Origin of the sequence: Maridesulfovibrio ferrireducens, assembly GCF_900101105.1 — a bacterium.
Lineage (GTDB): Bacteria > Desulfobacterota > Desulfovibrionia > Desulfovibrionales > Desulfovibrionaceae > Maridesulfovibrio > Maridesulfovibrio ferrireducens.
Genome location: NZ_FNGA01000005.1, coordinates 331205 through 343632, shown reverse-complemented (window position 1 = coordinate 343632; position 12428 = coordinate 331205). Strand labels below are relative to the sequence as shown.

General features: G+C 39.2%; 10 protein-coding genes and 1 CRISPR repeat array. Of the genes, 6 read left to right on the top strand and 4 right to left on the bottom strand.

Annotated elements, in window-relative coordinates:
* Positions 1-1431 (top strand): toprim domain-containing protein (locus tag BLT41_RS16060; RefSeq protein ID WP_139167363.1); only part of this gene is annotated, 1431 nt, incomplete at its 5' end.
* Complete coding sequence (locus BLT41_RS16055; RefSeq protein ID WP_092162961.1) at positions 1415-2239, top strand: hypothetical protein; 825 nt, start codon at positions 1415-1417, stop codon at positions 2237-2239. The genes BLT41_RS16060 and BLT41_RS16055, both read left to right, overlap by 17 nt.
* A 383-nt stretch (positions 2240-2622) precedes the next feature.
* Here BLT41_RS16055 and BLT41_RS16050 read toward each other — a convergent pair whose 3' ends face one another.
* The gene (locus tag BLT41_RS16050) at positions 2623-2892 is read right to left on the bottom strand and encodes a hypothetical protein (RefSeq protein WP_092162960.1); all 270 of its coding nucleotides are present in this window, start codon (positions 2890-2892) and stop codon (positions 2623-2625) included.
* A gap of 736 nt (positions 2893-3628) precedes the next feature.
* Here BLT41_RS16050 and BLT41_RS16045 point away from each other — a divergent pair.
* The 4 genes from BLT41_RS16045 to cas6f are packed head-to-tail and all read left to right on the top strand — an operon-like array spanning position 3629 to position 8800.
* Positions 3629-6271, top strand: a complete 2643-nt coding sequence (locus BLT41_RS16045; protein ID WP_092162959.1) for a CRISPR-associated endonuclease Cas3'' — start codon at positions 3629-3631, stop codon at positions 6269-6271.
* A gap of 9 nt (positions 6272-6280) precedes the next feature.
* Positions 6281-7225, top strand: a complete 945-nt coding sequence (gene cas7fv / locus BLT41_RS16040; protein WP_092162958.1) for a type I-Fv CRISPR-associated protein Cas7fv — start codon at positions 6281-6283, stop codon at positions 7223-7225.
* A gap of 9 nt (positions 7226-7234) precedes the next feature.
* Positions 7235-8239, top strand: a complete 1005-nt coding sequence (cas5fv, locus tag BLT41_RS16035) for a type I-Fv CRISPR-associated protein Cas5fv (protein ID WP_092162957.1) — start codon at positions 7235-7237, stop codon at positions 8237-8239.
* 9 nt (positions 8240-8248) lie between these two features.
* Positions 8249-8800, top strand: a complete 552-nt coding sequence (gene cas6f, locus BLT41_RS16030; protein WP_092162945.1) for a type I-F CRISPR-associated endoribonuclease Cas6/Csy4 — start codon at positions 8249-8251, stop codon at positions 8798-8800.
* 4 nt (positions 8801-8804) lie between these two features.
* Positions 8805-10996: direct repeats of the CRISPR family, unit length 28 nt; unit sequence GTTCACTGCCGGATAGGCAGCTTAGAAA.
* 14 nt (positions 10997-11010) lie between these two features.
* On the opposite strand, the gene BLT41_RS16025 is transcribed toward cas6f, so the two are convergent.
* From BLT41_RS16025 to BLT41_RS16015, 3 genes are all read right to left on the bottom strand, one after another.
* Positions 11011-11310 (bottom strand): HigA family addiction module antitoxin, encoded by a 300-nt coding sequence (locus BLT41_RS16025; RefSeq protein WP_092162944.1) that lies wholly within the window; start codon positions 11308-11310, stop codon positions 11011-11013.
* Positions 11310-11588 carry a type II toxin-antitoxin system RelE/ParE family toxin gene (locus BLT41_RS16020; protein ID WP_092162943.1) on the bottom strand — a complete coding sequence of 93 codons (279 nt, stop codon included), beginning with the start codon at positions 11586-11588 and terminating at the stop codon, positions 11310-11312. Before BLT41_RS16020 ends, BLT41_RS16025 begins: the two co-directional genes overlap by 1 nt.
* Positions 11589-11647: 59 nt before the next feature.
* A partial coding sequence (locus BLT41_RS16015; RefSeq protein WP_211477668.1) for a tyrosine-type recombinase/integrase occupies positions 11648-12428 on the bottom strand: 781 nt, incomplete at its 5' end.

Genomic DNA, 12428 nt, shown 5'->3' with positions numbered 1-12428 from the left:
ACTGTGCGATTTTATCTGGATAAAAACCGCACCAGATATTGGGAAAGACTCATAGATAAAACTTCAAAAGACGGACAAAAAGCAAATTTTGGAGGAAAACGAAAAGCTGACGGTTCTATTTACAAAGGGGATGTTTGGTCACCGCCAGATATGCCTATCAATGCGGGTGATAAAATATTTATTGTGGAAGGAATCTTTCATGCCATAGCATTGTATCATCGCAAATATAAAGCGGTCGCAGCTTTTAGCTGTAATCACTTTCCCGAAGCATTCATCCAGCAGCAAAGAAGTAAAAAACTCACATGGATTCTTGCTTTAGATGGAGATAGGGCAGGGATTGAGTATACTTTAAAACATGCTAAAAAGCTCCTCAACCTTGGAGAAAAGCACGAAATATATATCTTGCCCAAAGGTCAGGATTGGGATGATTTGCTTAGAGCAAACAAAATTAATAAAAAATTTATGGAGGACTGCAAGCACCGTGGCAAGCTGCTCATGGCTAAAACGGTAGAAGAGTATACCTACCATAAGTATTGTAAAAATTCGGCTAAACGCTTTGTCATTACTTTCAAAAACAGACTTTTTAGCGTCTGCATTGATATTGCACAATTGACTGAAGATTTAACCGGCACTCCGCTTGAGGACAAAAATAGCTTTCCAGTCTTTATCAGCAACTGTACTGTAATGGAAATCTGCAATCGAGATCCACAATGTCTTTACCGTGAAGTGGATGAATTGCTCGGTGAGCAATGGTATGTTTTCAAAATACAATCCACCAACAAAAAACCTGAAATTGTACGCCTTGAAGGTTCGAATATCGCAACAGCGGATGCCTTCCACAAAGCCTTGTTAAATAGAACTGCTGGAGGGACTTTCAGCGGAACTCCTGCCGACATGCGAATTCTTACAAAGCATTGGCTTCAAAATGAACTCCCTACCGTCCGATCTATCCCCTATATTGGGTATGACAATGAATCCCAAGCTTACATTTATCCGGCAGCAGCTTTTTATAAAGGTAAGGAAATTAAACTAGACGAAAATAGTTTTTATAGAGTGGGAAAAGATCTTGTCCGTCCCGGCCTGAAATCTATCAAAATAATAACAGATGGGAAATTCACCCCTGACTGGTTTGATAAATTTTTGAAAACATTTCATTGGCAAGGCCTTGCTCTTCTTGCTTTCTGGATAGGATCACTCTTCGCACATCAAATACGGAAAGAGCAAAAATCTTTTCCTTTTTTTGAGCTTACAGGAGATCCGGGATCAGGCAAATCAACCATGCTCGAATTTTGCTGGAAACTGTTAGGACGAGAAGATTATGAAGGATTTGACGTGATGAAATCCACAATAGCAGGCCGACGCAGAGCATTTAATCAGGTATCAAATATGCCTATTGTCATCATTGAGTCAGACCGTGAAACACGGCGGTAAAGACAGCAAACAAAAACAATTCAACTTTGACGAATGCAAGCCCTTCTACAACGGTAGAGGAACAGGCACACTAGGTGTTCCCAAACGCAATAATGACGTGGAAGAGTCCCTGTTTCAGGCTACCCTAATCATCTCTCAAAATGCTGAAGTAGACGGCAGTGAAGCCCTTTTACAGCGGATTGTGCATTGCCATGCCGACAAAACGCATTACGATTCCGGATCTCGTGAACTTGCGCGATATTTTGAAAAGATTTCCTGCGAGGAAGTAAGCGGTTTTCTGAAAACAGCTCTTATAAATGAAGCAAAAATTCTAAACACGTATTTTGAGAGTTTTAAAAAAATAGAAACCGCTTTTTCAGCATCATTAAAAAATGAACGGATAGCTAAAAATCATGCACAAGTCGCGGCTTGTGGATATGCTTTGCAAACAATTTTCCCCGCCATCAGTTCAGAAAAACTTGAAAACCTCAAACTATACATCCTACAAAGAGCAATTCTGCGAGAGAAACGTCTTTTAGCAGACCATCCTTTAGTGGAACAATTTTGGGAGACTTTCAGATATTTGAATTCAGAAACACGAAACATGGAAAGAGAAGCCTTAAACCATAGTAGCAACCCTGCCTATTACGCCATCAATCTAAATCATTTCGTTCAACAATGCAGAGACAATGGACAGGAAATTCCTGACCTCAAAGTATTAAAACAACTTCTCCCGCACTCAAAAAAACATAAGTTGCTTGAAAAATCTAAGGCCATGACTAGCAAAATAACAAACAAAACAGTTAGATGCTGGCTTTTTAAGATCTAATATATTTTGAATAAAAAAATATTTGCCAGAGGGGATCGGAAAACTGTAACAAATGTAATTAATTGCAGTTATAGATATAAGACACTAAAATTGCTAAACTAAAATCATCATCTAAGTGTAATAAAAAGTGTAATTTTCTGTAATACATATTACACTTTGAGATTACATTTCTTAAAAACACAACCATTTGAAAAGACAGATCATTACATTTTAAATTACATATTATTACACTTTTATTACCTTTAAAAAATATATTATTTCTTTTTATTTCAGTCAGTTAAGCTCTAAACGCGTAATGCCTTACAAAAGTTACACTTTTCCGAGACCCCCCTCGTACCGCATAACCAGCCTCAGACGGACATTTTTCACTCCGTGTGCCTAGGCTATATGAAGGAAGATATTATAGGATTAGCAGATTTAAGTTCCAACTTTTTACCCTCATTGTTTTGAAAGTTAAAAGTAGACTTCTTCGGCTGTCTGGGAAGATTGCCATCCAAATCAAAGCGGCAAAAATGAACGTAGCTTATCGTCAGCAACTCATCATTTTTTAATTTTTTATAAATTGCTTTTTTCGAATACCCCTTCTTGGTCAATTCTCTAATCACTGACAACGAAGCTATCACTTCAACTCTTGCATCATATTTTTTTCGCACTCTATCCTCCTTTTGTACTCTGATTTACTAGCCATAATAAGATCACTAAAACTAACAGATTAATCATTTTAAAGTCAAAAGTATTAGACTGTTAGCATGTGAAATATTAGGATACTATGTGATACTTTCAGACACTAAACGATATTATAGACGATTAAAGATGATTTTCTGATATTTAACAGTGAGCATCGCAAATTATCTAAAAATAACCATTAATCCTGTATAATAATTTAAGCTTTGAAGGCAGGACAGGTAAGGTGGGCCCACTTTTTTAAAGTGGACGACCTTACGCCCTGCTCCCTGTGGGAGAAGAACTTATTCGCCTGCGGCTCAATGCTGGACATCACCTTAAGTACGACGCTCGACTTTCGAGTAGTACAGGCATATTAGTTGGCGAATAACTGTGAGAGGTGGCAGTGCAATATAGAAAAGAGAGAGCAAAGCCATGGAAAATAATTTTGTTGAATCAAACCAGTGTACAGGTTGGCTTAAAGACCTAAAAAGCAAATTTCGCAATACGCAGATCAAAGCGGTTAAGTTTGTCCATGGACACACACTTTCTCTCATGCATTTGCCCAGTAAGTGAAAATGGTTAGAACAATAATTAATCTCTTTAAATACCGTTTAAGAAGTAAAGAGCTTTTTTAATAATAAGTTAATTGAATATCAAAACACTTAAGAATGCTCATTGATTTTGAAAAAAATTATTAGGCAGTAAAATGGATAATATAAAATTATGAGTGGGGAAATATATGCAAATTCACAAAAACAACTTTTATCCCATCACCTTTTTGCTGTCGGTTATGTTGCAGCACAATTAATAGAAACTTTTATTGGAGCGGATGAAAAATTAAAACTATCCGCTTTTTTAGCAGGTTGCTTACACGATTTAGGCAAAGTTGATCCTCAATTTCAGACTTGGCTCAATACTCAGATAGGTACGTCAGCAAACAAAAACGATAGTCTGCCAGAAGATGGATTTCATATAGTAGATGAGGAAAAATTTTCATTTGAAAAACATCCACGACATAATGAAATTTCACTATGGATAATAAATTTTTTGAATTTGTCGAAAGTTCTAAGCAATAAAAAGCAAAATGAATTCATTGAACACGCAGTATACTGGCATCATGCCAAACCTATTCGAAAAGAAGAATATACAACATTAGGTCATATTCATAAAAAAATTAAGTCTGCTTATAAAGATAAAGGAATGACCGAGATCCTCAAGTATGCTTGCATGCAGCTAGAGCAGATCAAAAAAACAGATGAGAAATATGCAGAAAATCCTCACATCGATTGGTCCTGCATACACGGCATTTTTGACACAGAAATCGCATATGAATTTAAAAAAATAAATTTACCTGAATACAAGCAGTATGACCTTGAAGATGATTTGGATGAATATGTCGATCAAGTTTTGCTGAATTCAAAGGCGAATATTGTTCGTGCATGCGTGATAAGTGCTGACAGAACTGTTTCAGCACTTACTGCTGACCAGCTAGAAAGCTACATAAATAATGGTAAATTATTTGAACTGGCTGCTAATTTTTTGAAAACAAATGGTGAACTCGGCAAGCATATCTCCACTTGCTTGACTCGTTTTGAAGAAGATTATCCAGATAGTGATAGAAATAGAAGACAGACAAAAGCAGCAAAAGACTTGTTGGAAATTGGGGAAGTTGCTGTCTTAAATGGCCCTGCTGGCTGTGGTAAAACAAAAATAGCATTAGAATGGGCAAAGTTAGGAAAAGCTAAAAAAATAATCTGGGTTTGCCCTCGTGTGCAAGTTTGTGAAGGTTTGTATCAAGATTTAACCAGTGAAGAATATTTGCCTAAAGCAAAAATAGAAATGCTGACTGGCGAATTTAAATATACAAATAATAACGGCAAATCTGTTGCAACAAAAGAGGGAGAAGAATTCTCAGGAGATATAATATTAACAACAATAGACCAAGTCATTAATAACATCACCACACACACGAAGGTGACGGCATTAATCGATTTTATGGCTAGTCATGTAGTCTTTGACGAATATCACGAATATGTCCCAATGGCTGGTTTTAATTTATTATTTTCTGAATTAATCCAATCAAAAAAGCTCATGGGAGCAAATGCCAACACATTACTCGTTTCAGCAACTCCAAATCCTTACTTTGTTGAAAACATATTAGATTTAGATTCTGAAGATTTCATAGCTTTTGAAAGTTCTAATGGCAGCCAATATCAACTAAAATTTAAAGATTTTGACGAAAAGTTAAAGGACGAAAGCAATCCTTTGTTTAGTCTCCAGCCTAAAAATAGCATTGTTATCAGCAACACAGCCACAGTAGCTCAGCAAGCTTTTATTGAACATCAAGATGATGAGAATGGATTGTTATTTCATGGAAAATTTAAAGTTTCAGACAAACAGATGCTATTTGAAGAAGTTTATCAAAGTTTTAAACACTCTGGTAATAGGCAATATTCTATTTTAAGAAGTGGGCCTATTGTACAGGCCTCACTTAATATCACTTGTGATCATATGGTGACTGAATTTACTACAGCTGAAAATTGGCTGCAAAGGCTAGGACGGCTCGACAGGTTTGGAGAAAACACTAGTGTAAATATTTTTTTAACAGCTACACCATCTGAGATTATTACCTCTAAGGGCAAAGTGAAAAGCAATTGCGCTCACTTTCTAAATACCTTGAATAGTTATTATAGTGCTTATGCTTGGTTTGATTATTTGCAATCAAAACTGACAGATAAAACGTATACAATTGGTCAAATATACCACCTTTATCAAGATTTTTATCAATCCCAAAAAGGGAAGCAGGCTGTAGAGCAAGACCTTATTGCAGCACTAAAAAACAGTGTAAAGACAATAAAGGCGAAAGTGCATGATCCTGTTCGTTTTATAAAAAACAAAAAAGCTAGCGATAGAAAAAAAATTAAGAAATCTTCACTGCGAGGCGATAGCAGATTCGTGCAGATGGCTATACTAAATATAAAAAACAAAGAAAATACAGAGTTTGCTAACGACTATGCAATGACTTGGCAACACAGTGATGTCGATTTTTCAAACTGCTATACCGAATCCCTCGACACTATTCGCAATACTGGTTTACTAGGCTATATGGCAAAAAAACATGGCCGAGTTGATAAAAATAGCCCAGCGAATAAAATACCAGCAAGCAAAATGAACTTAAGAAAACAAATTCTAGAGAATGCAGCAGTTGATCCAGAATCACCAATTTTCCTGAGTTACACCCCGAAGGATTTGTCTGAAAAATTAGGCGAAAAAATCCCAGAAGAAAATGCTACTTATTATGTAATTGGTAGCAATCAAGTTATTGGCTCCATGCCACTAGCAAAAATAAATAATAACAATTTATGAGGAGGAAGAATGGAAAAAGTAATTGGAATTAAAAGTATCGATTTTAAAATAACGGCACTAGGGCACGGAGTTGTAAACTGGAACGGGCCAACAAGCTTAGCACAAGAAAAAGGTACAACCGTTGATAACCATACTCTCCCAAAATTAAGAGGGTACTCAAATCTATCTGGAAAGGTAAAAGATACAGGCTACAAATACCGGAAAGAGCCTACCGATATTAATTTTCAAGAAACGCCACTTTATATCAGCCAAAATTGCGTTCGCCATCATCTGTTTAGGTCACAAGCTTTTGATTTACATTATGCAAAAAAATCAAATTTACAAAAGATTATAGCTTCAGCTACAGGTTTAATTCGTGGTTTTGTCGTACCTGCAAGTCAAAATAAACGCACCAGTCCGTTGCTACTGGAAGATTTTGTTGATCAACTAGGTAATGGCAACTTTGAACAGTTTGGACAAGCAGGCGAACGGGATAGTTCGTCTTTTTACTCAAAAACCACTTTCGGTGACACAAAATATATATCTTATGGATCACTAAGTATCGAACAGCTACAGTTCATTTCACTCGATAAAAAATTTGATCGAGAAGCAATGGAAATAAAAGAAGGGCAAGGTGAAGAAGTAGCAAAGGCTGTGCAAGACTTTATTCAAAGCCTTAATCCTGATTTAAAACCTGTAGCAACATTCCACAAAAATTATGTACGTGTCGGAACTATTTTCAATGAAGGCGAAAATGGAATTTTGCTTAATAACGATGCAGTTAAAGCTTTGGTTGAGTATACCATCAATTTAATTTCAGAATTATCAATCAGACAAGCTAAATCCTATATGTATGTGGATGAAGTTGTTGTCGATTACAATGATAGCAATAAAATGATGCGCATTAAGCGAGATATTAGTTCAATTTCAACTTCTCCTGAAACTGCTTTTGCTACGTATTTTACTGCGAAGTAAGAGGTAGTTATGAAAATAATCCTAAAATATGAATCTTCATGGAGAAATTCTTTTTTAGACGGCAGTAATAATGAGCCTTTACCTAAAGAGGGACGTAAGTTTGTAGGTTCGATGACGAATTTAAAAAAGCCTGATAATTTCATAAAACGTGAAGTTACCATTGATACTGTCATGGGAGTATTAAATAGGCTGATTGGCGACCAAAAAAAGTTATATCAATCACGGCAGAGTGAATCTTACTACTTTAATAATATTGAAGACCAAATAAGTTTTGTGGATACGCCGAGTTCTATCACCAACGAAATGACCTATATTCGTAATATCACGGGAAGCACTGACCAAAATTCTTATACAGGAATGGTAAAAACGAATGATCCTATTTTCCAATCTGATTATTCAAAAGAATTTTGGGGAGTGCTGTTTTTAGAACTTCCAAATCTTTGTGAGTTTATAATTAACAACTCCAAAATAAACCAAACTTTAACAATGGACCCTTTATCTATCGCTGAAAGAATTGAAAGTTTTGACAAGCTAAAAGCGATAGAAAAAGAAGGGAGCATTCAAACCGCTTTTGAAATTCTCCAAAAAAACTTTCCTGATTTTAAAGGAGTGAATGCAAAAGGACTGGTTATCCCTAGAAGCCTTTATTGTTCCGCTCTTTATCTTCAGCTAGAGAGGCTTAGTGGTATCTATGATACTGATTCTGCCAAAACGAAAGCAGGAGGAATAGGCGGTATTTCTAAGAATGGTTTCACTAAAAAAGACTTTATGAGCCGCTATACAACAGGAGAAAAGAAAAAAATATGGGGCAACCCTTATTATTGTGAGGAATTCATAAAGGGCGAAGGTAAAACCAGAAAATTAATGACTAAAGCATCTGGGACGCTTGAAATTAAAATTGATGTCGATAGAAAGCAAGGGCAAGAAATTGCACAATTGATTGAAAATGCAGGCGTATCATCCTTTTATTTAGGTAAGAAAGGCTTAGCGTACGTGACTAAGATTAAAGCTTAAGGAGAGGAAATGGACCATTATTTTAATATAACAATTAAGCCTGATGCTGAAATGCGTGAAAATGTGTTGATGAACAAAGTTTATACAAAATTACATAAAGCTTTATTTTCCCTAAAATCGGATGGTATTGGAGTTAGTTTTCCTTCTTATCGCCTAAAATTAGGCAGAGAACTGAGGATTCATGGTGCCATTGCTTCCTTAAACGATTTGCAAAAACTCGACTGGATTGGCGGATTGGTTGGGTACTGCGATATCAGTGCCGTGTCCATTATTCCTGAAAACTGTCAATATAGAGTAATCTCACGAAAACAAGCTAATATGACACGATCAAAATTAAATCGCCTAATAAGGCGTGAGTCTATTAGTGGTGATCAAATTAAAGAATATAAAGCCAAAATGTTTAGCAAGGGAATAGCTAACCCATATTTTGAGCTGGAGAGCGAATCGAATGGACATAAGCATCGCCGCTATATTCAATTTGGTGAGACCTCAAGTGTTCCCGTTCATGGCAAATTTGATTTTTTCGGTTTAAGCAAAACGGCAACAGTCCCTTGGTTTTAATCTTTTTCACTGCCGGATAGGCAGCTTAGAAAATATTAACCCCACAGTGTTAAATAAATTTTACCGTTCACTGCCGGATAGGCAGCTTAGAAACACTGGAAACTGACTGCGCTGTAGTCCATTATGTTCACTGCCGGATAGGCAGCTTAGAAATGTAGCGTCCTCGGCTATCGTACCAACTGTTCGTTCACTGCCGGATAGGCAGCTTAGAAAAAAAAGAAATGGGCTTCAATCGTAGGCTTAAGAGTTCACTGCCGGATGGGCAGCTTAGAAACTTGATAAGTACACCAGCAGGCAGCGCGGTATGTTCACTGCCGGATAGGCAGCTTAGAAAGTGTATCGGCACAAGAGATTTATTTTCAAATTGTTCACTGCCGGATAGGCAGCTTAGAAATCCCGGCTTCTGCTTTAATTTGGGGGACGAGGGTTCACTGCCGGATAGGCAGCTTAGAAAGACATAGAAATTAAAACAACCGAACTTCTAGCGTTCACTGCCGGATAGGCAGCTTAGAAAGCTGAAAAATCAGGCGTTGAAATCCTTTACATGTTCACTGCCGGATAGGCAGCTTAGAAAATTGTCCATGTATCAGCGGACTTACTGTGAACGTTCACTGCCGGATAGGCAGCTTAGAAAGCTTTCAACTCTCACACTTTCTGGCCAACGCAGTTCACTGCCGGGCAGGCAGCTTAGAAACCGATAGGACACCAGCTCAATTCGCGGGGAGTGTTCACTGCCGGGCAGGCAGCTTAGAAACCGATAGGACACCAGCTCAATTCGCGGGGAGTGTTCACTGCCGGGTAGGCAGCTTAGAAACGAATGATCTAAAGCATTTTTCAAACCTTTTTGTTCACTGCCGGATAGGCAGCTTAGAAATACTATCATGTCAATAATAAGCTGGTCATACAAGTTCACTGCCGGATAGGCAGCTTAGAAACCAATCTTGAGTGCAGGACAGAGTGTTCCACTGTTCACTGCCGGATAGGCAGCTTAGAAATTTCGGTTGGTAATTTCGGCATATTTGGTGAAGTTCACTGCCGGATAGGCAGCTTAGAAAATCAAGTTAGAATGGGTGCTTCGTGGGTTGACGTTCACTGCCGGATAGGCAGCTTAGAAATTGCTTGCATTAGCAACAACCGGGATAGCAGTGTTCACTGCCGGATAGGCAGCTTAGAAATTGGCAATGTTCAATAGGTGTTCAGGCTTTACGTTCACTGCCGGATAGGCAGCTTAGAAAGTGAAATGGCAAATAGGGCAGGACGTAGTAGTGTTCACTGCCGGATAGGCAGCTTAGAAACCATCAGTTGCACCGGGGATAACAGAACCACCGTTCACTGCCGGATAGGCAGCTTAGAAAACGTAGCATCGACAGACTTCGGGAATGTATATGTTCACTGCCGGATAGGCAGCTTAGAAAATGAAAGCTCTTAAACTTGGACATATGCCTCCGTTCACTGCCGGATAGGCAGCTTAGAAAACCCAATCTAACTCCACACAATTCACTTTGATGTTCACTGCCGGATAGGCAGCTTAGAAAAAAAATAGTTTTTCATTTAGCAAATGGTTTATGTTCACTGCCGGATAGGCAGCTTAGAAAATGCGCCTCAGTGATATTTGAAATATAAAACCGTTCACTGCCGGATAGGCAGCTTAGAAATAAACTGAGTTTGTTAAGCCCTGATACGGGAGGTTCACTGCCGGATAGGCAGCTTAGAAACGGTCCCGCTTCTCTTCGTTCGCTCCTGCGAGGTTCACTGCCGGATAGGCAGCTTAGAAAAATGTCTGACCTACTAACTCGTAAGCCGACTTGTTCACTGCCGGATAGGCAGCTTAGAAATATGAAAATAGACGCAATAAACCTTCTTGAAAGTTCACTGCCGGATAGGCAGCTTAGAAAAAGCGAAATACGCCTGCTTACTTGGGATGATAGTTCACTGCCGGATAGGCAGCTTAGAAAAGTTTGGAAGTGAAATAATTAACTTCCAAAAGGTTCACTGCCGGATAGGCAGCTTAGAAAGTTTGCGTCGTGCCGGCTATCGTGTCGAATGGAGTTCACTGCCGGATAGGCAGCTTAGAAAAGAGATACGGGTACGTACGAGCTCGATATCTGGTTCACTGCCGGATAGGCAGCTTAGAAAAAGGAGCAAGCAATGAGCCTTGATTTTGCAAAGTTTACTGCCGGATAGGCAGCTTAGAAATAGAAGTGAAATAACTACACCACCGGACAATCCGTCCCAACAGGAGTAACTCCGGACAAATCAACCTTGCTGCGAACCTTGCCAAGGTCATAGTTGGCCTGCATAGCCAGCCAGCTTTCAGGGGTACGTCCGAGAACCTTTGAAAGACGCAGGGACATTTCAGGTGATACCGCACTCTTGCCATTCAGAACACGTGTGAGGGTGGAGGGAGCAACCCCGAGCATCTTTGCAAGCTTGCGGCAGCTGAGAGTGTACTCTGCCATATACACGGAGCTGATAAGCTCACCGGGGTGTGGGGGATTGTACATAGTCATTAGTGGTAATCCTCGTAGTTTAAAATGTAAGCATTCCCATCGCGGTATTCAAAGGTCAGCCGCCAATTACCATTGACGGTTATGGACCATAGATCCGCACGGCTTCCTTTGAGCTTGTGCAGCCGGAATCCGGGAAGGTTTACGTCCTCTACTTCCTGAGCCGTATCAATGACCGAAAGCTGGATTCTGAGCCGCTTGGAATGCTTGGCCTGTATTCCGGCTATTGAGCCGGTGCGGTAAAATTTTTCCAGACCTTTGTGCTTAAATGTTTTGATCATTGCTCTTCATTAGTATGTTGCGCACTGCGCAACGTTTTGTCAAGGGGCGCCGAGGGACATTAATTCTCTAACACAGCCATCGCAGCTCTTAAATTGTCCGGCGCAAGGTGTGCATACCGCTCCGTCATTGCCAGAGTCGAGTGGCCCATGAGTTTCGCTACCGTGTAGAGTGGAGTTCCCCGTTGAACCAGCCAGCTTGCGAAGGTGTGGCGTAGGGTATGGAAAACTACTTTTTGCCTGCGGTCATCAATGCCGACATTTAGTCCGAGTTCGTTTACTGCTTCGTTAAAAGAGCGTGAGACTTCATTGATTTTCTTGCCCTCTTTGGCGCTGAATATTGGCTTTTGAACTGCTTCTGTCCGCTTTCTTAGGTCTCTAAGTTCTTTTTTAACCTGCTTAGTCATGAATGCATGACGCGAAAATCCATTTTTTGAGTCTCTGATCAGGATCATGCTTTCAGCAAAGTTCAGATCCTTCCACTCTAGGTTGATAATCTCTCCTGCCCGCAGGCCGCCATATAGAGAAACAAGCGCGATAATGTATAGTAGAGCATGTTTGTCTTTTAGTATTTCAAGTAGTTGTTCAGCTTCATCTTCTGACAGGAAGCGTGTTCGCCGGTTATCCATCTTGGGCATTTTAATTTTTTTGACTGGATTATCGCCTTTAAATATGTCTTGCTTCTTGGCAACATTATATACCTGTCGCACAGTAGCCAATGCATATTGTATTGAGCGTGGGCTGAGATTTTTTTCTGCCATATTGGATTTTATTCTTTCAAGGTCAGGGGCTGAAACGTTGGCAAAAGGGCATTCGCCTATGGCCGGTGAAATCCATATGCGG